Here is a 22,953-nt window from a genome sequence, read left to right as displayed (position 1 = left end):
TGGTTTTAATTACGAAGCCAATCGGTTGCAAATATACGTGCAACTATTCGGTTTCGCAATTTTTTTCACAAGTATTTTTAAAATAATTTATTAAGGTATTAAATAACAGGGTTTTATATAATACAATTTGTCATCCTGAGCGAAGTCGAAGGCTTATAGAACTGAAATTATAATAGCAATAAACAAGTTAAAAGATTGGAATTTGGAATTTATTGTTTTGAATTTTAATTTGAAGCTATTTCCTGCTGTCCTTCCAAATCTTTTACTTTTTAAAGAAAAAAGTAAAAGGATTTTCCCTCCCATCAGGGCTAGGGCAATTGGGTTTATGAGAAGATTTGGTTATTAAGAAAGATTAGAGGTAATCCTCGATGAATCTTGTTTGTTAATTAATATTTCTAATAAACCAATTGATATAGCCATCTTTTATATTTTCAAAATTTACTTTTTTACTTAATAAAGATTCCTTTGGTAATATTTTCAATAAAATAAGATTCACATTTAAGTTTATTATTTGGGTTGTATTATCACTTTTTAGAATTGGTTGACCCAAAATTGAATTGAAATCCATTCTGTCAGTCAAAGTAGAATTTGCATAACCCAATCTTGCAAAATTCCAAGCATCAGAAACTACCATAAAGGTGTCTGTTTTTGGTTTTATATCTTCAATGTATTTTTCAAAATTTTTAAAATTCTGAATTTCTTTAATTTTTTGTTTTCCAAAATCATCTATTTTTTCCGTTTCCTTATCAATATCAATAAACCAATAGGTTTGGCCGCGTTTTTTAGCGATTTTAAGAATCTCTTTTTGTTTTATTTTTTTCGAAAAATTTGAATTTAAGAAATCAGTATTAAAATTATCTTGATTTTGGTTTAACTGTTTAAGGAGGTTTTCAAACTCTTCCTTTGCGATTTTATTATTTGGAAATTTCAAGATTGTATCAGAAACTTTTCGGTCGTTTTTTAACGTTTCAGGATTATATACATATTTATTCGAAATAGATTGAAATTCTGTGAGAATGAAATCTTTATCATTTATAGTAAATTTAAAAACTTCTTTTTTTTCATATTCGCCCGTTTTTCCAAAGTTGTAATGACCAACAGAATAATTTATAATATACTCTTTTCCTGAAGAAGTTTGTCCAATTGCATTCGTAGAGCAAATAAAAAGTATAAATAATAGTCTTATCATAATTGGATTTGTTTCAAATTATTAGTTTTCTATTCAGCTTACTACGGAGTTACTAATTTTGAACTTTTATATTTCCATTTTTTTAATTGCTCATTGTATTCAAATATATTTTCAGATAATTGGTAGGCATTTGCATGAACGTAAGTTATTAGTCTTTTACTTTTTATGATAAATTTTGAAGGGAAAAATTCCATTTGAGTGGTTAAAAATTCATCTAATGCAAAGTTTTTATTTTTGTCCTGAATATAAAAATTATACGTTGGACCTCCATTTCCTCCAGAATCATTTTTAACGGCAAAATCGTCTTTATTATCAAAATTAAAATCGGCAATTATTAAATCTCCAAAGTCATTATCAATAGCTTTACTGTTTTTATTAATGCCAGTTGAATAAGATCTTACCGCTTTACAATCAATAAAAGTTTTTTCAAAAAGGTAACCCGATCCAAAACTAAATTCTTGCTTTTTATTTGAGATTTTGTTGGAGACTATGATTTTTACAGAATTACTATCAATCTCATTGTTAGGTTTTTTTATTTTTCGAAAATTTGTTTTAAAATTAAATTCTTTAGATAGATTTTTATGCAGGCAAGTTTGACCAAATGCTACTTTCGAAAAAACTAAGCAAACTAATAAAATAATAATATTTCTCATTTCAATTCAGATTCTGTTGTATGTAAATAATCGCCGTTGTTGTAATACGTTTTCATTTTATTACTTCATATTTTCGCCCAATAAGTTCGCATTTTTTTGTTACACTCCAAAATCCAAAACCAGCAGTTCCGGTTGGTATTTCCCATTCTATAATTTCACCATTTTTTAATTTTATAGCGAAAGGATTTAAGTAACCATTCGTTTTTACATTTATATTTCGTCCAATTAATCGCTTTTTGATTATAAAGCGATCAAATCCTTTATGTTCTTTAAAATTCGTGTATTCGATTTCTTCTGTTCCTTGATCTGTCAATTTAATAAACCTTTCAGTAGTATTAATTATTGATTTTTCCTCAGAAATTTTAAGGTAAAGTACAGGTAATTCGTTCTCTCTTAATTTTAATAAATTAATTATTTCAGTTTTTTGTTTTTGACTAATTAAATCAAATATTGTAAATATTTCTTTTCCGTTTAACTCCTTTTTTTCTTTATAATAATATTTTAGAAGCCAAAACTCCAATTGCTTTTTTATATCTACAGCGGTTTTTTCCAATTAATTAGTTTTATGAGAAAGTTTTGTTTTAAATCAACCGAAAAACAAAATATAGTTTCCATTAATATTTGCCTGAGAAATGGTGTGTTTTAGTAATACCAAACCTTCTTCTAAATGTCTTTTATTAAATGCTTTGTCTTCGCTTTCGTCATCATGCCAAACCGCGGGATAAATATCGTGCGTATTAAAAAGATCAGCGCTGTAAAAATCTAAAATTTTATCATTTTGAATGTTCTCCAAAACTGAATTAATTTCTTTTATAGTTATTGGATTTAAAAAATAGACAGAAGTTGATTCCGGAAAATCTTCAATAGTATCAAAATCAATTTCGCTGAAATCTACATTCTCACCAATAAAATTCTGCGGATAAAAAAGCTCTTCCAAAGATTTTGGCAATTGATCCAAATAGTAAGATGAAAAAAGGAAAATTAATCCTTCGAAATTTTGATCAAATACAGAAGAATTATCATCGCTAAAATCGAAATTGAAAGATTCATGATTCTTTGAAAACTCTTCAAAATTGACTTTACTGATTTGATATAAATTTAGACTTTGACTCATCTTAGATTTGGTTTCTTTATTTTAGCTTGCGTAATATAACTTTAATGTTTCTTAGCAATTGGAAATGATTGATAAAGTAAAACGAAAATAAGTATTTTTTAAATTCAAAAGAACTTATTTTTTATTGATAATGAATGCTTATCAATTGAAAGAATTTTCTTTATATTCGCAACTCTTAAATCTTCACATTAAGACGAAATAAAATTTGCCCTTGTAATATGGTTGCATTATTAGAAAAATACTAATGCATCTTAATTATCACGGGTTTTATATTCATTAAAATGTAAGTTATGAGTACAAACTCCCTTTCGAAAGAAGCCGAAACAAGGCTTATGAATTTTTTCAACAATACAATCGAGCCAGAAACTATGGCTAAAACAATAAGGCAATTAAATTATCTACTCGCTTTAGAAGTCATGCGAAAAAATCAAACTCTTCAAAACGAAATCGACAACATAGAAAACAGCTTTTATTGGCTAAATGAATTAGCTGAGGTTTTGAATCCTTATTTGGATGTGGAATAAGGTTTTTCAGAAATAAAAATGAAAACCTCGACTTTTTAAGATCGAGGTTCTTTTTTTTTTAAATGTTGTCAATCTTTTGTATTTACAAACGTTACACTTACCCTAGCTGTGGACACTTCGGATAATGGGAGATCTTGTTTTTAAGTGAATTTACTTATATATTCAGCAAATTGAGAAATAATTTTACTATCACATTCCTTCGCTCGTAATAAGACTTCTTCTAGATCTTCCTTTTTTAATTTTAGTTTTTTTAGCCCTATTGAAAGTAAAAACTCTAAAAGAGCTTCTCCATCCTCTGAATCATATTTACTAATTATAGATAAAAGAAATACTTTCATTTGTAGATTAGCTTCGTCATCTAAATCATAAGATAGATAATCTGGCTTAGAACATCGTAATAAACAGGATTGAATAATTCCATCATTAAATCTATGAAAATTCCTAGGACTGAGTAGATTTCTTACGTAGTTAGTTTGTCTTAAAGATGGATGTAAATTAATTTCTCTATTTTCTAAATTATTTATAATTGAAGAGATTGTAAAATATACTTCTGACTGGTTAACTTCGCTTTCTTCATAGTTAAACTTCCAAAAAGCAAAACTTTTTCTTAAATATAAAGGATTATCATCATATTTATTTAAAAACAAATTATTTGACAAACCTCTCGATTCTTTATTCTTTCTTAAAATGTCAATTCTAGTATTAAAAAATCCGTAGAGTTCTGAATCTTCATCAATATTACCTAATAAAGTTTCTATGAAGGTGGTTTCAATAGCCCAATCAGTTTTTTTTTGAATTATTGATGTGTTTAAAGTTTCAACAGCTATAAATGGTTTCTCATCTGATTTGTCTTTTCCTCTTTTCAAATCATTAATTAAATCATTTGCAAATGACTCATTTGAAGGTCTGAAAATTCCTGTAAAATAAATAAGATTTAGATTTTCAAATTTTCTCATTAATCGACTAACTTGTAAAAGTTTTTTTCCTGTTGTAATGCAAGAAGCAACAACCAATACTGCTCCTCGGTCTTCATCGTTGAATTTCGTAATAAAACTTTTGTTAAGCTCTATGATAGTAGGATTTATAGCTTCATTGATTTGATTATTAATATATTTTGATAATTCTAATGAACCTTCATCTGGTAGATGAATAATATATTTAGTATTTGCAGGCACATATTTATCTATCATTCTATCTAAAGAATTTTTAAATGAAGGAAATTTTTCGACATTCTTAATTAGATTGATAAAATCAAAATAGATTTCATAATTCGCGTTCGCATCATTATCCTTGTAGAAAGTTTTAATTATGTTAATTGATTTACTTTTGTCTCTAAAATGATGAACAAACGAGTTAATATTTGTTGGGATACATTCTGATTTTACAGTTAATAAATGTTTGTAAACTTTTGGTTGGATTGTTAAAAATACGTCCCCACGAATATTTATAGGTCTAGAATTTATTTCACAAAGTTTGCATCCAGTTGAACTATCAGATGTATCAAATATTTCCTCACCTTGAGGGAAAGTATTATCATCTTTTGTTAAATTACAAATGATATTTTCTTTTTTGTCAAGATAATTTTTTTCCTTTCCTAAAAAGAATAATACTTTAATCTGTGTTTTTTCAGCCCTTTGTTCTTTTAATAGTCTATCGATTATATTTCCTGAAGTCGAGGATGAGATTAAAATCAACGAATCATGGGGAAATTTTTCTTTACGAGATTCAAATAATTCATATGATTTAAAACTAAAAATAGTTGGTGCAATGAATTTAATTTTAAACCTTCTTTTCAATTCTAGTACGGCGTAAGGAAGTGTATTAATTGATGAAGTATCGCAATATACAAATCTAATATTTTCAAAGAAATTTAATAATTGGATTGAAAGAAAAAAGACTTCAGTTTGATTTATTAAAACATTTCCAGTTCTTAAAAATTTAGAGCAATGTTTGTTTGAAGGGAAAACAAAATGATGGTCGGAGGTTGATTCTACTATTCCTCCATTTTGTTTAAAAATGATCGTATTACCATTTCTAAATATGTTGTCTATAAAAATATTTTCATTTTCAGGTTTTGCCCCAACTTTTCGTGAAAGTTTTCCTTTCGCATCATAACTATAAATGATCAAGTTTTCATCAAAATATTCTTTTGATTTTCCTGGAATTCTGATAAATGTTGATTCTCTTTCATCAGTAAAAAACGTTTTAGATTTTTCATCTAAATACTTAGGGTATATAACAACTAATTTATCTGTTATACTGTTTTTTTGAAAGAATTTATTAATTTCCTGCGATAAAGTATTTTGAGAACCTATAGTTTCCTGATGAACAAAAATAACGGTCACTTTCTTTTTTTCGTTTGTATAAACTACGTCCTCATATTTAAATATAAAGTAATTCTTCATTATGAATTAAAAGTTAAAGGATAAAAAATTGAGATTAAAGTACCAGTGCTTTCTGGATAAGAACTGAAGTTATTATCACTATTAGTTTTCCAATCAAACAAACTAATGTCAGAGGCATTGTTATGATGTTCGTAATTTAATGTTTTCACATCTCTAACAATATCAACACGCCCTGTTTTAATTCTTATAAATCCTTTTTTATCTAAAGTTTGGAGAACTCTGTCAAGACCTATTCCTTTTGTATCACTTACAGATATGTCAGAGGAAGTATTATGACGGTAGAGGCATTCTTTGATATAATTTACTTCTTGCGATGTATTTAATTGATTTAAATCAGAAATTCCAGCATATCTTTTTACAAGCCCAGGACCACTATCTACTATTGAAATTTCTAATAAATATAATTCGTTTTGAGGATTTAAATTAAATTCTGATTCAAAATAGCTTTCAAGTCCTTTAAAATTTTCGTATATATCTTTAAAATTTTTAATTTTTTTCTTATGAAATTTTAAATGAATTGCTCTAATGTTTGGGTATAAGTAATTTCCAATTTCATCAGTTTTTGCATGTTCATGTGTGTTAAAAAATAATTCATGAATAATTGCTGTTATTGAATCTAAATCTTTAGTAATATTCTGTCTAAATATAGAGCTATTAAATGAACCTACTTTTTGATAAGCGGGAAAAAGATTAAAACCTAATCCATCTTCAGGAAAGACAGTATATTTATCTATATATAAACTTTTTGCAACACCTCTATTTGATTTATCAAAATCAAAGCAGTAAATAGGGACATTATATAATTTTAAATTAAAAAAATCCATCTGCTTAAAATATTCTTTACTTGGCTCTTTAATGTTTTTTTTTATATCAACTCCTCTATTATTAAAAATTGATTTTTCCCAACTAAGAACGATTAAAGGATAAGCAAATTCATTATTATTTAAATAATTAGAGATTTCATCTTCTGTAATAGGTAAATATAAATTTCCAGAATTAGTTTTTCTAACCCATGTTGCAAAAAATTGCACCAGACTAAATAATAAGCTAAATTCGTATGTTTCTATTTTATTAGGTAATGTAATATCTATTTTCTCATCTTGATAAGAATTTAATTGATAATATAGACCCTCTAATTTTTCTATAGTTATGTCTTTAGTGATTGATAACATTTTAGTTATAAATTTTAATGATTATTTTTGTCTTCATTACATCACTTAACTTGTATATATCTAAAACACATTTTATAAATGTGCCTAAATTAAACTTTTAAAAGAAGATGTCTTCTGATTATCTTTCATCAAATATATTATTTTTTTTACAAAAAAAATGTGGTTTTAATATGTAAGGTGTTTTAAATATATAGTTTAAAAAGTAATTTTTATTGATAATGATAGCAGAAAATAGCTCCTAAAAATTCTAAGAGTTTTCATTTAAGTAAAAGTTTAAAAGAATATAACCACAAAGTTTGTCATTTCGAGGGACGAGAAATCTTCGTGAGAAACTCCGCATCGAGAATCTAATCTTTGTCGAGTTACTTGTGGAGATTTCTCGTTCCTCGAAATGACAATAATAGGCTTAATATTTACTCGAGAAATATAATAAAAACAAAAAAGGACGATACTTATCAGGTATCGTCCTAAGGGAAATTTGATTTACATTCTTGAATCATCTCTGATTTTTTGAATGTCGCATTAAGCGTACAGTTTTTGGTAAACTACTATCGAAAGCTAAACGCAGGTTATTCGTTTATGATATCGCCTTCTTTAGTTTCTTCGCTGGCAATTTTTACCAGTTTATCTTTCGGGTTTAAATCTCCGAATATTTCGATTTTATCTTCGATTTCTCTTCCTTTTTTCACATCTACGCGAGTTGCTTTGTGGTTTACAACTTTGATTACGTATAAACCTTCGGCAGAACTTACCAATCCAGATTTCGGAATTACAAATGTGCTGTCTTTCGCGTTAAGCGGTAACAAAACTTCGGCAACCATTCCTGGTAAAAGATCTTTTTTGGTATTAATAACGTCCATTTCTACACGCTCAGAACGTAACTTTAAATCTAATGCTCCAGACATTCTGGTAATTTTAGCTTTAAAATTTTCAGGCAATGATTTTACATTAAAATTCATTTCATCACCTTCATGCAAATATCCTGTGTACAATTCAGGAACAGAAACTGCCAAACGCAATTTATCTTGCTGCTGAATCGTCAATAAAGGCAAATCTGAACCTTTTCCTGCCGGACCAACAAATGTTCCTAAATTCACGTTTCTTGCCGCTACAACTCCGTCAAAAGGAGCGCGAATTTCAAGATAGCCTCTCATAATCGACACTTCTTTGTGGGCTGCAACTGCGGCTTGATATTGTGCATAATCCGAGTTTTTCTTTCCGTTTGCCATTTCTAAATCATTTTTAGAAATCGTTCCTTCAACTTTGCTTGTTTCGTACAAACGGTTGTAAGTGCTTTTGCTTGTAGCATAAATAGCTTCCATTGATTTCAATCTTGATTCGGCTGCAGCCAATTGCGAGCTGATTTCCGGAGCTTCAAGGACGATCAAAAGTTGTCCTTTTTTTACTTTGGTACCAATATCTACTTTTAGCAATTTTACAAAACTGCTTACTTTAGCATACAAATCTACTTGTTGAAAACCAGTTAATTCGGCTGGTAAACGCAATTCTGTAGTTAGTTTTTCTTTCGTTAAAAGAAACGTTTCAGTTTTTGGTTCCAATTCTGCAGTCGGAGCTTCTTCTTTCTTAGAATTACAGCTAGTTAGAAAAAATACGGCTACAAAAAATAATGCGGTCGATTGTATAATGTTATTTTTCATTTTTCGGATTTAATGATGATATATAATGGATGCTTTCTTCGTCTTCAGGATCTAAAGAAACAGATTGTGTTGTTGTTTTTTCTTGTGCCCATGCAAAGATAAGTGGCAGGATTAGCAATACGGCAAAAGTCGAAAATAATAATCCACCAATTACGGCTCTTCCTAACGGAGAAACCTGATCGCCACCTTCGCCATGACCAATTGCCATTGGCAACATTCCCGCAATCATCGCAACAGATGTCATGATAATTGGACGAAGACGCAACGCCGCAGCTTCACGTGCAGATTCTAGTGCATTTCCGTTTCGTTTTCTGAGCTGTTCTGCATTCGTAACCAATAAAACGGCATTTGCAATCGAAACCCCAACCGACATGATGATTCCCATATACGATTGTAAGTTAAGCGTTGAACCAGTAATTGTAAGCATTAATAAAGCTCCTAAAACTACCGCCGGAACCGTTGTTAAAATTACTAACGAAACTTTGAACGATTGGAAATTAGCGGCTAACATTAAGAAGATTACAAATATGGCAACCAATAATCCAACTTGCAAACTACTTAATGTTTCTACCAATACTTTACTCATTCCAATTGGAGTGATGAATAACCCCCTAGGTAATTCACCCAATGAATTGATTGTTGCATCCACATCTTTTACTGCCGTTCCTAGATCGGTCTGGCTAATGTTGGCTGTAACGGTTATGTATGGCATAGCCCCTAAATTGTCATTTTCACCACTTACAAATCCGGGTGTAATTTTTGCAACGTCACTTAAAACAGGACGAAGCGAGTTTTTTAATACCGGAATTTCTCCAATATCAGTTTTGCTTTTCATTTTGTTCAAAGGCACTTGTACCTGAACGTTGTATGATAATCCGGCTCTTTCGTCAACCCAAGTGTTTTTCTCGGTATATCTTGATGATGAAGTCGACGCAACTAATGATCGTGATATATCGTTCATGTCAACGCCAAGTTCAGCTGCACGAGTTCTGTCGATATCAATATTCATCGCAGGATAATGAATTGGCTGACCAATTTGTACGTCTCTGAAATAAGAGATTTTCTTTAATTTTTCTACGATTTGAGTCGCATATAATTCATTTCGTTTCTTGTCTTTTCCGGCAATACGAACTTCGATTGGAGTAGGAGATCCCTGGCTCAAAACTTTATCAGTTAATTCGATTGGCTCAAAAGAAAGTTTTACATCCGGAAGCACTTTTTTGATTCGGGCTCTAAAGTCGTCTTTGAAGTCGTCCATATCCGTATGATATTCTTTTAAACTCACCTGAAATACTGCTTCATGCGAACCTGCCATGAACAAATAAATTGGGTTAATCGAGAATAACGATGGGTGTTGTCCAACATAAACAGAAGAAATTCCGATATGTTCTTTCCCAACCATTTTTTGCAATTCTTTCAAAACAATGATTGCTTTTTCTTCGGTACGTTCTAAACGAGTTCCGTCCGGAGCACGCATTCTCAGCTGAAACTGACTTGAATTTACTTTTGGGAATACATCTTTTCCAATGAAATTAATAAAGACAACAGCAAGAACTGTAATTCCGATAAGGTAAACTAAAGCAGTTATTTTTTTATAAGGGAATAATCGATCCAGAGTTCTCATAAAACGGATTCTGAAACGCTCGAAAGCACCAATTTTTCCGTTATTATTAGTGTCTACTTTTTCAACATATCCTTTTTTCTGAGTAATCAAATCTTTCTCAGATTCCGGAGTTAATCCGCAATCATTAAATTCAGCTTCATCATCAGTAATTTCCGGACCATGCGCATGTTTTTCATGACCTTTCATCAACCAGTTTGCCATTACAGGCACAAAAGTCTGAGAAAGTAAAAATGAAATTACCATTGAGAATCCAATCGCTAAAGCCAATGGCAAGAACAAAGCTCCCGGAATTCCGACCATTGTAAATGCCGGTGCAAAAACCGCCAAAATACAAAGTAAGATCAATAATTTAGGCAATGCAATTTCCTGACACGCATCCCAAATGGCGAGTGCCTTGGGTTTTCCCATATCAAGATGCTGGTGAATATTTTCGATTGTTACCGTACTTTCATCCACCAAAATACCAATTGCAAGAGCCAATCCGCTTAAAGACATTAAGTTGATCGTTTGTCCGAATAATTTCAAGAATAAAACTCCTGAGATAATCGAGATTGGAATCGTTAAAATTACGATCAAAGCCGCACGTCTGTCTCCAAGGAAAAGTAAAACCATTAATCCAGTTAAAACTGCTCCAATAATACCTTCTGTAATCAAACTTTTTACAGAGTTAATTACATAAACTGACTGGTCAAATTCATAAGATAATTTTACGTCTTCCGGTAATGTACTTTGAATTTTAGGCAATTCAGCCTTTAATTTCTGAACCACATCCCAAGTAGAAGCATCTCCGGCTTTTGCAATACTAATATAAACCGAACGTTTTCCGTTTACCAAAGCATAACCTTGCGTGATATCTGCACCATCTTTTACGGTTGCAACATCGCCTAATTTTAAGTTTTGAACGCTTCCTTTAAACAACGGAATATTCTCAAAATCTTTAACTTCTTTAATCGTATTATTTGTTGGCGTAATGTAGTTTACATCGCCCATTCTCACGTTTCCTGATGGAGCCGTTTGATTGTTGATACGAATCGCTTCTACAACCTGATCTGGCGTCATATTATGCGAACGCAATAAATCAGGATCTACGTTAACCTCAATAGTTCTTGGGCTTCCGCCAAAGGGAGCCGGCGATAATAAACCGGGAATCGAAGTAAACGAAGCACGAACATAAACGTTGGCTAAATCCTGCAATTCATTGTTTGAACGTATTTTACTGCTCAAAACCAATTGACCAATTGGAAGCGAAGAAGCATCAAAACGAATGATAAACGGAGGTTGAGTTCCGGGAGGAAATGCCGCCTGAATCCTGTTCGAAAGTGAACTTAATTCGGCTGCAGCCTGAGCCATATTTGTGTTTTCATAATAGGTTAATTTCATGATCATTAACCCCTGAATATTTTTGGTTTCTACCGATTTTACACCATTGGCAAACGGTAAAATATTGACATAAGTCTTAGCAAAATAAGCTTCCATCTGGTCTGGCGTATAACCTCCAAAAGGATGCGCAATGTAGATAACCGGCAAGTTCATTTTTGGCAGAATATCTACCTTAATGTCCTGGATGGCACCAATTCCGAAGAAAAATAGACCCGCAACCAATACTAATATGGAGATGGGTTTGCGGAGTGCAAAACGTATTAAATTCATTAGGATCTATAATTAAAATTCATTTATAAATAAGTCAAAATTGCCTGTCGCAGCTACTTTAAGCAAAAACGATTGCCATACATTATTGTTCACGATATCGCGATCAATTTCGGCACGGTTTAACGTATATAAAGTCTGAGTAATATCTGTTAAATCAGTCAATCCGTTTTTGTATAAAGTCGATTTTTGCAAATATGCTTTTTTTGCTGCATCAACCTGAATTGGCGCTTCGGCAAAGTTTTCAAGCGTGATTTGTATTTTATCGTCGGCAAGTTTTAATTGCGATTTCAATTCTCTGTCCGCCTGATTGTATTCTTCTTGAAGACCTTGCGAAATGTATTTTTGAGCGCTTACTTGTTTACTTGCTCTAAACGGAGTCGTCAAATTCCAGCTAATTCCAATTCCAACTAAATAATTAGTGCGATCCGGATTTACGCCATCCCAATAATTTCTGCTGAAAGAATTTTGATTCGTCACATAATCGCTATTAAATCCGGAAGCACGTGTTTGTAAAACACCAAAAGCGCTCATCGTTGGATAATAAAAACGTTTGTATAATTTAGTTTGCTGATTGCTGTAATCGATCTTCGTTTTGTAGAATTGCAATAAAGGATGCAAACTATCTGAAGATGCGGTTCCTCTTAAGACTTCTTTCGGAATTTCATTTACAAATAAAGTGTCTGTAACAAAATCCTGAGGCGCAACGCCCATTAAATCGACTAATTTGCTGTTTTGTTCCTTGACAAAATTCCTAGCCAGATTCAGTGCAATTTTAGCTTTTGAAACTTCGGCTGTAGCCAATGTAGAATCGACTCCCGCCAATAATCCGTTTTTAACTCGTGCAACGGCAGTTTTCTTAAAAACTTCGGCACGGCTTAAATTCTTTTGTTGCGAAATCAATAATCTTTGGCTTGCAAGAAGATTCAAATAAGCAGCAGAAATTTTAATTTCCTGTTGGAATTGCTCTTGTTTCAAGTCTTTTTCTTTTGCCTGAACATCAACTTTAGCCAAATTAATTTTTTCCTGTATTTTTCCAAAAGTGAAAAAATCCCAGTTCATATTGACTAAATACAACGCACCAAAAGCTGAATTCCAGTTTTGGTCCGGCAATGCAGGTCCGGAAGAAGCTGTTCCTAAACCATTAAAACCATACAACGCACCATTTTGCCCGTTGATAGTTCCGTAATCTTGTTGTGCCGATAAATTTAGATTTGGCAAATAATCACGCTTAGATTGTTTGAGACTCTCGCGTGAGGCATTCGTGTAATTGCTTTTTGCCTTGATGGAACCGTAGTTTTCTAAACCTGTTTTTATGGCTTCTTTTAAAGTCAGGTTTTGCGAATAACTACCACAAGCAAAAATCAAGAAAACTAACAAAGTAATTTTTCTGAAGTACATAAAATTAGTGATATGAAATTATCTACCAAAATTATTCGTCTTTAGCGGATTTAACCCTTCTTAAATGATGTAATACAATCATAAATGACCAATTGAATTTGTCATTTAATGGAAATAATAATTAAAAAATTGTGGTTAATTTGTAAACTATTTAAGTTTTAAAAATGAATAAAAAATTTGATAACATATTGGACAACAAATGGTGGCAGGAAATTGCCGTTGTTGCCTTTTCATTTACAATCTATACATTAAAGAATGACTGGATGTTATTTAGTTCTTTTACTTCCATATTAATGGGCATATTTTTCTACTTTATTTTATACATGCATGCCCAATTCAATCGTTTTTTTCTTTTGCCAATATTATTCAAAACACAACGTCCTTTAACCTATATATTTCTAACGCTTTTTGGAGTTTTTGTATTCTCAGTACTTTTATATGAGATTACAATGCTCGATATGTTCAGTAATTGCCGTTTGTATCAAAACTCGCATCAACGCAGTTATGTCTACCAATTGGCGAGTGTTTTAGGAACTTTGGTTTGCATTTTGAGCCCGATAATTGTGTTTAAATTCTATAGAATTCACAGAAAACAAACTGATGAAACTTTGTTGTTTAACGAAATGCAATTGAATTCTTTGAAAGGACAATTGAATCCGCATTTTTTATTTAATACCTTTAATACGCTTTACGGAATAAGTTTAGAATTTCCGGACAGAACGCCGGATCTGATTATGAAAGTGTCGCAATTGATGCGTTATCAGCTTGAAAGTAACAACAAAAAATGTGTCTCTCTAGAAGATGAATTGGAGTTTATAAATAGTTATGTGCAACTTGAAAAAGAGCGTGTAGGTTATCGTTGCGAAATCACTTATGATTCTAAAATCGATAACGAAAACGCCTATAAAGTGTCGCCAATGTTGTTAATTGCTTTTATCGAAAATGCCTTTAAACACGGAACTTGCGCCATAGAAAAATGTTTCGTCAGAATCATTATTACGGTCGAAAACGGATTATTGCATTTGCATGTTGTAAATTCAATACCAACCAAGAAAACCGATGTTGTTTCGACTAAAATTGGTTTGAAAAACACAATCGAACGTTTGAATTTAATTTATGGAAAAAACTATAAATTAGACATTCAGGACGATAAGAACACTTACATTGTAGACTTTAAAGTACAATTGAAAAAGTTTGTAGAATGAGAGAATCCAAAAAATGTATAATTGTAGACGATGAACCCGCAGCGCATTATGTGTTAGCGAATTACATCAAGCAAAATCCACAATTAGAGTTGGTTTTTCAAGGCTATAATGGTATCGAAGCAATGGATTATCTTCGCGAAAATCCAGTCGATTTGATGTTTTTGGATATTAATATGCCAGAGATTTCAGGAATGGAATTGCTAAAGATTCTGCCAACGCATCCTAAAACTATTCTAACGACAGCTTATTCTGAATTTGCGCTGGAAAGTTATGATTACGGAGTTATTGATTATCTTTTGAAACCTATTTATTTTCCGAGATTTTTAAAAGCCGTTGATCGTTTTTTTGGCGCCGAAACCGCAAAAGTAAAAACAGAAGAAACAGTTGTAAATTCCGTTAGCGTAAAAGTCGACGGTTATTTTATGGACATCGAATTAGATCAGCTTTTGTTTGCACAGAGTTTTGGAAACTATGTGAAATTACATACCATAAAAAGAACTTATTTAGCTTCGATTACAACAAGTGAATTTGAAAAATGTCTGCCCGAAAAGAACTTCATGCGCATTCACAAATCCTATATTGTAGCGCTGGATAAAATCGAAACAACGGACAAAGATTTTGTTATTATTAAAAACGAAAAGCTTCCCATAGGAATTACTTATAAAAGAGAGTTATCCGATAGATTAAAAAAATGAAGTATTCATTAAAAGTTCTTTTTTCTTGTTAAAAAAAATGTAATTTTAGTCAAGTATTATTAATGTAAAAATCGGACTCATGAGAAAAGCATTTTTAATTTTAACACTTTTGTATAGTTGCTTTCTAGTATCGCAAAATCAAATTGCACCAAGTAGTGTAGTTACGCCGCCAGAAAAAGTCTTGTTTACTTTTCAGAAAGAATATCCTGGAAAAATAGCATTCTGGACTTTAAAATATGTTGGCGATGATGATGACGAAATACGTTACGAAGGAAAGTTTAGAACCAATGAAAATACAGAATCGTTAGCGGTTTATGATAATCTGGGAGTTTTAAAAGCTTTTGAAACGCAAATTCCATTAAGTAAACTTCCGGCGAAAGCTCAAAGTTATTTAAAGAAAAATTATCCGGCAAAAGCCATTCGCGAAATTGCTATCGTTGTAGATGATAAAAATAAAACTACTTATGAAGTAGGAATAGAAAAAGAATCAAAATTTTATGATGTTGTCTTTGATCAAAATGGCGGTTTTGACGTCATAATCCAAAAAGACTAAAAGAAGACTTACTAATTCAATATATTTGAAAATGAGAAACCCGACTTGTTTATTTAAACTTGTCGGGTTTTGATTTGTTTATCATTTTGCTTTTCAGTTAATTATATTTTTATTTAGGAGCTAATCCCGCTATTCGTTTCAATCTTTTCCTGGCTAAAGAAGCCAGAAAAAGGATTTCCTCTTCTATCGGGGCTAAAAAGCACTAGTTTGTCATTTCAAACAGACTTAAAATAAGATAGTTTATAATAAAATTAAATTTAGTAAGTTTTATCTTTCTTTTAATTAAGTGTGACACTTTTTTTACGTTATTTGTAATTATTAATTTACAATATGTCCAAATGAAATATATTTTACTATTTATCGCTTTTTTAAACACAGGTTTTTTAATAGGGCAAACAAGTATACTTGTGCCTCCACAACCAGTGATTGCAGCTTTTGAAAAAGGATATCCGCAAAAAAAAGTAATTTGGTCTATTGAGTATGGTAAAGGAGAAGAAATTTACTTTGAGGGAACATTTAATCCTACTACTGCAACCAAAGGATATGTACTCTATGATAGTTACGGAGCTTTTAAGTCCTTGAAAACAGAAATTTCAATTAGTAAACTACCTTTAAAAGCTCAGGATTATCTAAAGAAAAATTATCCGGCAAAAGGTAAAGTCAAGTCTGTCGGCAAAATTTTGACCAAGATTGATGATAAAAACAATGAAACGTATATTTCAGAAGCAAAAAAAGATAAAAAACTGTACAATATTGTTTTTGATAAAGAAGGCGAATTTATTAAAAGAATCGAGATAGATATTTTATAATGAACAAGTTTATTTCTAATAACAAACCCGACAGGTTTTAAAAACCTGTCGGGTTTACTATACGAATAGAATAGTTATAAAATTACAAATTCATTCCGCCCGAAACTTCAATTCTTTGCGCGTTTACCCAACGAGCATCTTCGGTACATAAAAAAGCAACAACTCCACCAATATCATCTGGCAAACCAACTCTTCCTAAAGCGGTTAAAGCTGCTAAATTTTTGTTTAATTGCTCATTGTCACGAACAACTCCGCCGCCAAAATCAGTTTCGATTGCGCCCGGAGCCACAACATTTGCTCTGATTTTTCTTTCTCCAAGTTCTTTCGCTTGGTATTTTGTTAGCGTTTCAATTGCACCTTTCATAGACGCATAAGCTGCATAACCAGGGAATGAAAATCTTGCCAAACCAGTTGAAATATTTACAATTCCGCCACCGTCATTCATTACGTTAAGCGCTTTTTGCGTTAAGAAAAAAGGTCCTTTAAACTGAATATTTGTCAATTGATCAAATTCAGCTTCTGTTGTTCCTATAAATGAATTATGAATTCCGATTCCGGCATTGTTAACCAAAAAGTCAAATTTATCTGTGTTAAAAACAGTTTTTAGAGTTTTAGAAATGCTTCCGAAAAAGCCATCAAATGTACTTGAATCCGCAACATTAAGTTGAAGAGCCGCTGCTTTTTGTCCTAAACTTTCGATTTCTTTTACTACTGAATCTGCTTCGTCTTTTTTACTGTTGTAAGTAATGATTACGTCAATTCCTTTTTTTGCAATTGCAATTGCCATATTTTTCCCTAAACCTCTGCTACCGCCCGTAACAAGAGCTATTTTTGTATTTACTGCCATTTTTTTTAATTGTTGGTTGTTAATTGTTAATTGTTGATTGTTGATTGTGAAAAATTAAACACATAGAAACATAGATTTTTAATGTAAATAAGAATATAAAAAGAAACTAGTTTCTAACACATAGCTATGTGAATTTAAACAAATGAAATGCCTTTTTTCAGCGTTTACAATATCTATATTTCTATGTGTTTAAATATTTGCGTTTTACAGATTAGAATGTAATGCATTGAAAGATGCTTTTAATTCCGGAATGCTGGAGTTTATTCTTGTTGCGCTTGTTCCAAAAGTAAGTTCTTCGTTTCCTTCTTTTAATTGTTCAAAAATAGAGACGATAAAATCACTTACGCTTGGATGTGCATCGTGTAAACCAACTCCGCCAAGATCTGTATTTAATGCCGGAGGAATAATTTCGATTACTTCAATATTTTTTCCTTTTAATATATGGCGAAGTGAAATCGTAAACGAACGGAAAAACGCTTTTGTAGCCGAGTAAACCGGAACTTTTGCGAATGGAGAAAGTGATAATCCAGAAGTTACATTCATTACGGTTGTAAGAGATTTTAACTGAATAAAAAGGGAAGTTAAATGTAACGGAGCTTCTATATTTGTTGCGATTTCAGTTTTGGCACTTTCAAAAAAGTCTGCATCTGTAACCGAAACCCATTTTTGAATTCCTGCATTATTAATTAAAACATTCAAATCGCTGTGGTTTTCTGCAATCCATTCGTAAAGCGCTACGCGTTCTGCTTCGTTTGACAAGTCACAAACTTTTGTAATTACTGTTGGAAATTTTTCTTTGACTTCTTCCAAAACTGATTCACGTCTTCCGCAAATAATTACAGTATTGTTTTCCTTAATAAATCTTTCGGTTAGGCCAAGTCCAATGCCGCTTGCGCCACCAGTTATTAAAATTTTGTTGTTTGATAAATTCATCTTTTCGATCTTTTAAATTGATTAGACAAAGGTAGGAGCGAAGTAGTATTGGGGAATTGTAAATATCAAACCGATGTTTGCAAAATTCAAATCAGAGAGAAAATTTTGAAAACTTAATTTTAAACTTTGTCAAAGTTTCGAACTTTGACAAAGTTCTGCAGTAATCTAAAGTCTAAAAGCCAAAGGCGTAAAGGAAGTTTGTTTTTTGAAGAAATTAGAAAAGTGTGCTAATTCTTCAAAACCTAATGAAAATGCAATCTCAGAAATGTTCCAATCGGTTTGTTTCAAAAGGATTTTGGCTTCGTTCGTTAATCTCGTACTGATTAATTCGGTTGTGGTTTTTCCTGTGTTTTCTTTTAGAACTTTATTCAAATGATTAACATGAACAGATAATCTTTCTGCAAAATCTTTCGCAGTTCTTAATTCTAATCGTTGATTTGGTGATTCAATTGGGAATTGTCTTTCCAGTAATTCAGCAAATAAAGAAGAAACTCTCGCCGCCGAATTATGTTTAGAATAGAGAGCTGTTATTGGCTGTAATTTTTGCCCAAAGTGAATTAATTCTGCAACATAATTTCGAATTAAATCATATTTATAAATATAATCTGAGTTGATTTCTTTTTGTATTTTATTGAAAATCAATTCAACTTCGGCAACTTCATCATCTGTAAGTTGAAAAACAGGATATCCGTCTGTAGCAAAAATAGGAAGTTCGTCTAAGTCAATTCCACTTTTGTTTTTCGATAAAAACTCACTTGTAAAAACGCAAAATTGTCCGGATTGATTTGTGTCTTGCGGTAAATAGTTATAAGGTATTTTTGGCGTGGCAAATAAAAGGCCTTGTTTATCGATTTCGATTATTTTATCGGCGTATTCGGCTCTGTTTTTACCTCTTATCAAACTTATTTTGTAATAAGCTCTTCTGTCATAAGGCATACCAGGCTTTTCTTTCATTCTTTCGTAGAGCTCTTTTATATCAAATACATTAAAATGCCCAATTTCTTTTTTAATGTCGTTTGGCAATAATGAGCTTGGTTCAATTGTAGAGCCTTCTGTAATATCTTCGTAAAATGAATCTAGTGATTTCATGAGAGTGAATTTGTAAAATTCAAATATACGAAAAATTAAAAGATTGTTTTTTATTTCAGGTTTTCTTTGTTTTACGTTTTTACTTTGTCTTAATTTAACCGCAAAGTTCGCAAGGTTTTACGCAAGGTTCGCAAAGTTATTTCGCGCAAAGACGCAAAGACGCAAAGTCGCAAAGAAAATAAACTTTGCGACTTTGCGTCTTTGCGCGATTAAACAAAAACAGCTTTGCGCTTAAAACAAACTTCCCTGAACAAATTCCGGTTGTGAATTTCCATTAAAGGAAAAAGAATCAATTACAAAAAACTGCTTTTTTATAGGATCAAATTCTCTTAAAACAATATTGTCACACAAAAAATCAATATCGATTGTTGTAAATAAATGATTGGCAATTTTAAGACTTTCAGGCGTTAATCTTCGGCCAATTGAAATATGAGGATCATTGCTTTTTATTAAGTTTGAAAGCTGCAATGCATCCTGAGTTTTTTTCATAATAGGTTTTAGAAGCATTTTAGAATCTTCATTTGGAGAAATGAAAAAAGCGCCGTTTTCATAAGAATTGTAATGATCTAAAAGTACCTGAAAAGGCGTAAAAGGATCACAGATTTTAAGGAGTTTCTGTTTGTATTTATCTATTTGAGATTCGTCAATTTTAAATTCGCAAATCGTAATATGAGCCACCGAATTTTTGCTGTTAAACCAACCAACTTTATCTGCTAAAAGTTCTTTCATCGTTTTGATTGAATCAATAACATCTTGCGAAGGATGAATAACAACAGAATATTTCTTTTCCATTTTAATTTTGGGTTGTTTACTTAGAGAATAATTTTGCTTAAAAACGTTGTTTTATGCCTTTTTTGAAACAAATTTTCTTAGTACTAAATAAACTAAAGTAATGAATAATATAGCAGCTAAATAAAAAGATATAAAAACTGCAAAATAGAATATATAAAACATCAAACTCCAAAAAGTATTGCTATAAAGATCAAATTCATCGATCAAAAGAAATAAAACCCATGAAATAAAAATCACTAAGAGGCATCCTAAAAATAATTTGAAAACATGAACTATTTTTTTATCGTTCAGCATTAATTACTGTTTTAAAATTGGGATTGTAATAGAACTATTTGTGTACCATTTTATTGTTAAAGGTTCGGCAGCATCAGCCATTGTTTCGTCGCTTACATTCTTACCGGAACCGTAATTAACTTCCCAATTTGGATTTTTATTTACGCCAAGAGCAATTACAATTTTACTTCCTTTTTGTAATTGTTTAGAGATGATATAATTTTGATTTAACTCAATTGTTTCTATTTTATTAGGAGTCAAAAGTTGTCTTTTCGTTCTGTCTTTTGCTAAACTGGCTCTTTGCAAGTTGCTTGTTAAGGCAAAATAATGACCATCGGGAGTTTTTTCATAAAGTTGTAATTGTACATCTAAATCCTTTTTATTGATACTGATTTTTAAAGATGCTTTTAAAGAACCACTTATAATCGTAGCTTCTGATAAAGGTTCACTTTCAAAAATCATTTGTTGTTTTTCAGTTCTTAAAATTGAATCTATAACTCTGGGAAAACCTGTAACAGAATCATCTTTATAGATATTAATTTCCGAGCGATCTTTTAAGTCAACGGTTTGATTTATTGCAATTGGTTTTTTAGGAGCCGTTTTTTGTAATGAATATTTTGAATTTGCATTATCAAGATAAAAAGTGATTTCCTGATTGTGCATTTTGTCTAATGACGCTACACTTTTCCATTCATTTTTGCCCATAATTTCAAAGTTGACTTTGTCTTTTAAAACTTCTGGACGTTTTGCGCCTTTTAAGATATAATCAAACCATTCGAAAATGATGGAATTTATTGGAATAGTAGCAACTTCGTCAAGCGTATATCCGCCTAATTCTTTCTTGGGATATCCTTGTGAACCTCCGTGATCATAAGGTCCTATAATTAGATAATAGTTATCGCTTTTGTTGTATTTATGATATTGATTGTAATAATACATTGCGCCAATCTGATCGTCATCATAATATCCTGTTGTACTTAAAATAGGAATATTAATATTAGCAAAAGCTTCTTTTTGTGGCGTCATATTTTGCCAATAAGTGTCATAAGTTGGGTGATCAAGCCATCTTTGAAACAATGGAGACGGATTTCCTTCGATTTTATCTAAGGAACGAAAGCTGGAACCATTTTTATAATATTGTGTAAAAACGTCGTCCCATTTTTTATTATTTTGAAAGTCATTTAGATCTGTTAATTTGTTATTTGCTACAAAATGAATCCATCTTAATGCATAACTCATAAAGACGCCATTTTGCATTGGAAAATCAATTCCAGCGCCCACAGACACTAGAGGGACTATTGTTTTTAAGGCTGGATGCACTTTTTTTACTGCGCTCCATTGGCTAAAGCCTAAATAACTTCCGCCATAAATACCAATTTTTCCATTGCACCAAGGCTGTTTACTAATCCAGTCCAAGATATAATAAGCGTCGTCGCCATCGTGTTCATAAGGTTCTATAGGATCATTGCTCAGTCGTTTTCCTCTTGTATTTGCTACAAAACCTACATATCCCATATTGGCAATTTCCTTGCAGTCTGAGACTTCTCTTCCTGCATAAATATTGTATTGCATTACGACTGGTTGCGGTTCTGTTATATTTCGATTTCTAACCATCGAGCCGGATATTGTGCTTCCGTTTGGTAAAGTGATAATTATATTGTTGTCTATAATATATTTTTCGGCTTCTATTTTTGCTATTATTTCTTTGGCAGGAGCAAGGCTTTTACTGTAAACTACATATCTGGAATAGACTCTACATAATAAAGCGGCATCTTCTAAACTGATACTATCATTGGCTTGACATTCATTTCGTTTAGTTTCAAATTGCGTCTTCATATCACTTAGTTGAATACTGTAATAATTTTCTACCCAGTTTTTTCCATCTTTATCATAGCTATCATATAAAGTTTTAAATTCAGAAGTGTAATATTTATCGAATTCAGCTTTTGTTTTTGGATTTTTAGCGATAGTATTTGCATAAGTTCTGTAATGAAAACCAAATGGCTTATTGGCAATACTATCGCCCATAATTTCTTGCGCATAAGTTCGCATTGTCTTTTTCATCGTTGTGTAATCCTGAGCAATAAAATTGATTCGGGCATAATTATCCAAATACGTTGCTTTGTCCGAATTGGAATAAATAGGCGCTATCTTTTTGGCTAATAATGTCAGGTTTTTAGAGAAATTGAGACTGTCGCTGTAATTACTTTTTGGAAAGTATAATTTTTGCGAATTGCTTATTTGTACCGATAAACAAAATATTACTAAGAGTAGACTATTTTTCATAAACAGAAATCTTTAAGTGGTATTTTTTTGAATTGCTTTATCAAAAATACTATAAATTTCTTATTAATCAATCGGTCTTATTTT

General features: G+C 31.4%; 19 protein-coding genes. 5 read left to right on the top strand and 14 right to left on the bottom strand.

Annotated features, from left to right (window positions below; all coding sequences use genetic code 11):
• Positions 1-382: 382 nt before the first annotated feature.
• Genes WN975_RS08690 through WN975_RS08675 form a run of 4 tightly spaced genes read right to left on the bottom strand, consistent with a single transcriptional unit; the run spans position 383 to position 2,956 of the window.
• On the bottom strand, positions 383-1,189 hold the full coding sequence (locus WN975_RS08690) for a hypothetical protein (RefSeq protein ID WP_337966191.1): 807 nt from the start codon (positions 1,187-1,189) through the stop codon (positions 383-385).
• Positions 1,190-1,230: 41 nt separating this feature from the next.
• Positions 1,231-1,842 carry a hypothetical protein gene (locus tag WN975_RS08685; protein WP_337966190.1) on the bottom strand — a complete coding sequence of 204 codons (612 nt, stop codon included), beginning with the start codon at positions 1,840-1,842 and terminating at the stop codon, positions 1,231-1,233.
• Between the two features lie 52 nt (positions 1,843-1,894).
• Positions 1,895-2,395 (bottom strand): hypothetical protein, encoded by a 501-nt coding sequence (locus WN975_RS08680; protein ID WP_337966189.1) that lies wholly within the window; start codon positions 2,393-2,395, stop codon positions 1,895-1,897.
• 33 nt (positions 2,396-2,428) lie between these two features.
• On the bottom strand, positions 2,429-2,956 hold the full coding sequence (locus WN975_RS08675) for a DUF1877 family protein (protein WP_337966188.1): 528 nt from the start codon (positions 2,954-2,956) through the stop codon (positions 2,429-2,431).
• A gap of 290 nt (positions 2,957-3,246) precedes the next feature.
• Between WN975_RS08675 and WN975_RS08670 the strand changes: the two genes are divergently transcribed.
• Positions 3,247-3,480 (top strand): hypothetical protein, encoded by a 234-nt coding sequence (locus WN975_RS08670; protein WP_337966187.1) that lies wholly within the window; start codon positions 3,247-3,249, stop codon positions 3,478-3,480.
• A gap of 140 nt (positions 3,481-3,620) precedes the next feature.
• On the opposite strand, the gene WN975_RS08665 is transcribed toward WN975_RS08670, so the two are convergent.
• The 5 genes from WN975_RS08665 to WN975_RS08645 form a co-directional block, all read right to left on the bottom strand.
• On the bottom strand, positions 3,621-5,885 hold the full coding sequence (locus WN975_RS08665; RefSeq protein WP_337966186.1) for a hypothetical protein: 2,265 nt from the start codon (positions 5,883-5,885) through the stop codon (positions 3,621-3,623).
• Entirely contained in the window at positions 5,885-7,057 is a 1,173-nt protein-coding gene (locus WN975_RS08660) for a hypothetical protein (RefSeq protein ID WP_337966185.1), read from the bottom strand. The genes WN975_RS08665 and WN975_RS08660 overlap by 1 nt, the downstream gene beginning before the upstream one ends.
• A gap of 569 nt (positions 7,058-7,626) precedes the next feature.
• Positions 7,627-8,715, bottom strand: coding sequence for an efflux RND transporter periplasmic adaptor subunit (locus tag WN975_RS08655; protein WP_337966184.1), 1,089 nt, complete (start codon positions 8,713-8,715; stop codon positions 7,627-7,629).
• A complete protein-coding gene (locus WN975_RS08650) occupies positions 8,705-11,989 on the bottom strand; it encodes an efflux RND transporter permease subunit (protein ID WP_337966183.1) in 3,285 nt (1,094 codons plus the stop codon). Before WN975_RS08650 ends, WN975_RS08655 begins: the two co-directional genes overlap by 11 nt.
• Positions 11,990-12,001: 12 nt before the next feature.
• Complete coding sequence (locus tag WN975_RS08645) at positions 12,002-13,387, bottom strand: TolC family protein (protein ID WP_337966182.1); 1,386 nt, start codon at positions 13,385-13,387, stop codon at positions 12,002-12,004.
• Positions 13,388-13,551: 164 nt separating this feature from the next.
• On the opposite strand from WN975_RS08645, the gene WN975_RS08640 reads away from it, so the two are divergent.
• From WN975_RS08640 to WN975_RS08625, 4 genes are all read left to right on the top strand, one after another.
• Positions 13,552-14,592 (top strand): histidine kinase, encoded by a 1,041-nt coding sequence (locus WN975_RS08640; RefSeq protein WP_099708259.1) that lies wholly within the window; start codon positions 13,552-13,554, stop codon positions 14,590-14,592.
• Entirely contained in the window at positions 14,589-15,287 is a 699-nt protein-coding gene (locus tag WN975_RS08635) for a response regulator transcription factor (protein ID WP_337966181.1), read from the top strand. The genes WN975_RS08640 and WN975_RS08635 overlap by 4 nt, the downstream gene beginning before the upstream one ends.
• A gap of 79 nt (positions 15,288-15,366) precedes the next feature.
• Positions 15,367-15,840: a hypothetical protein gene (locus WN975_RS08630; RefSeq protein ID WP_337966180.1), complete on the top strand. Its 474-nt coding sequence runs from the start codon at positions 15,367-15,369 to the stop codon at positions 15,838-15,840.
• 338 nt (positions 15,841-16,178) lie between these two features.
• Positions 16,179-16,649 carry a hypothetical protein gene (locus tag WN975_RS08625; protein ID WP_337966179.1) on the top strand — a complete coding sequence of 157 codons (471 nt, stop codon included), beginning with the start codon at positions 16,179-16,181 and terminating at the stop codon, positions 16,647-16,649.
• Positions 16,650-16,731: 82 nt separating this feature from the next.
• Here WN975_RS08625 and WN975_RS08620 read toward each other — a convergent pair whose 3' ends face one another.
• The 5 genes from WN975_RS08620 to WN975_RS08600 all read right to left on the bottom strand — a co-directional run bounded on the left by WN975_RS08620 (position 16,732) and on the right by WN975_RS08600 (position 22,869).
• Positions 16,732-17,496, bottom strand: coding sequence for an SDR family oxidoreductase (locus WN975_RS08620; RefSeq protein ID WP_337966178.1), 765 nt, complete (start codon positions 17,494-17,496; stop codon positions 16,732-16,734).
• Positions 17,497-17,700: 204 nt separating this feature from the next.
• Positions 17,701-18,429: an SDR family NAD(P)-dependent oxidoreductase gene (locus WN975_RS08615; protein ID WP_337966177.1), complete on the bottom strand. Its 729-nt coding sequence runs from the start codon at positions 18,427-18,429 to the stop codon at positions 17,701-17,703.
• 165 nt (positions 18,430-18,594) lie between these two features.
• On the bottom strand, positions 18,595-19,518 hold the full coding sequence (locus WN975_RS08610) for a helix-turn-helix transcriptional regulator (protein ID WP_337966176.1): 924 nt from the start codon (positions 19,516-19,518) through the stop codon (positions 18,595-18,597).
• Positions 19,519-19,749: 231 nt separating this feature from the next.
• A complete protein-coding gene (locus WN975_RS08605; RefSeq protein WP_337966175.1) occupies positions 19,750-20,310 on the bottom strand; it encodes a 2'-5' RNA ligase family protein in 561 nt (186 codons plus the stop codon).
• 297 nt (positions 20,311-20,607) lie between these two features.
• Positions 20,608-22,869 (bottom strand): CocE/NonD family hydrolase, encoded by a 2,262-nt coding sequence (locus tag WN975_RS08600; RefSeq protein ID WP_337966174.1) that lies wholly within the window; start codon positions 22,867-22,869, stop codon positions 20,608-20,610.
• Positions 22,870-22,953: the final 84 nt, after the last annotated feature.

The organism is uncultured Flavobacterium sp., from assembly GCF_951805225.1.
GTDB lineage: Bacteria > Bacteroidota > Bacteroidia > Flavobacteriales > Flavobacteriaceae > Flavobacterium.
The sequence above is the reverse complement of the archived record's forward strand: the minus strand, read 5'-3'. Positions and strand labels throughout refer to the sequence as shown.

Coding starts and splice junctions, on each gene's coding strand:
- WN975_RS08690 (WP_337966191.1), bottom strand. CDS start 1,189: ATGATAAGACTATTATTTATACTTTTTATTTGCTCTACGAATGCAATT.
- WN975_RS08685 (WP_337966190.1), bottom strand. CDS start 1,842: ATGAGAAATATTATTATTTTATTAGTTTGCTTAGTTTTTTCGAAAGTA.
- WN975_RS08675 (WP_337966188.1), bottom strand. CDS start 2,956: ATGAGTCAAAGTCTAAATTTATATCAAATCAGTAAAGTCAATTTTGAA.
- WN975_RS08670 (WP_337966187.1), top strand. CDS start 3,247: ATGAGTACAAACTCCCTTTCGAAAGAAGCCGAAACAAGGCTTATGAAT.
- WN975_RS08665 (WP_337966186.1), bottom strand. CDS start 5,885: ATGAAGAATTACTTTATATTTAAATATGAGGACGTAGTTTATACAAAC.
- WN975_RS08660 (WP_337966185.1), bottom strand. CDS start 7,057: ATGTTATCAATCACTAAAGACATAACTATAGAAAAATTAGAGGGTCTA.
- WN975_RS08655 (WP_337966184.1), bottom strand. CDS start 8,715: ATGAAAAATAACATTATACAATCGACCGCATTATTTTTTGTAGCCGTA.
- WN975_RS08650 (WP_337966183.1), bottom strand. CDS start 11,989: ATGAATTTAATACGTTTTGCACTCCGCAAACCCATCTCCATATTAGTA.
- WN975_RS08645 (WP_337966182.1), bottom strand. CDS start 13,387: ATGTACTTCAGAAAAATTACTTTGTTAGTTTTCTTGATTTTTGCTTGT.
- WN975_RS08640 (WP_099708259.1), top strand. CDS start 13,552: ATGAATAAAAAATTTGATAACATATTGGACAACAAATGGTGGCAGGAA.
- WN975_RS08635 (WP_337966181.1), top strand. CDS start 14,589: ATGAGAGAATCCAAAAAATGTATAATTGTAGACGATGAACCCGCAGCG.
- WN975_RS08630 (WP_337966180.1), top strand. CDS start 15,367: ATGAGAAAAGCATTTTTAATTTTAACACTTTTGTATAGTTGCTTTCTA.
- WN975_RS08625 (WP_337966179.1), top strand. CDS start 16,179: ATGAAATATATTTTACTATTTATCGCTTTTTTAAACACAGGTTTTTTA.
- WN975_RS08620 (WP_337966178.1), bottom strand. CDS start 17,496: ATGGCAGTAAATACAAAAATAGCTCTTGTTACGGGCGGTAGCAGAGGT.
- WN975_RS08615 (WP_337966177.1), bottom strand. CDS start 18,429: ATGAATTTATCAAACAACAAAATTTTAATAACTGGTGGCGCAAGCGGC.
- WN975_RS08610 (WP_337966176.1), bottom strand. CDS start 19,518: ATGAAATCACTAGATTCATTTTACGAAGATATTACAGAAGGCTCTACA.
- WN975_RS08605 (WP_337966175.1), bottom strand. CDS start 20,310: ATGGAAAAGAAATATTCTGTTGTTATTCATCCTTCGCAAGATGTTATT.
- WN975_RS08600 (WP_337966174.1), bottom strand. CDS start 22,869: ATGAAAAATAGTCTACTCTTAGTAATATTTTGTTTATCGGTACAAATA.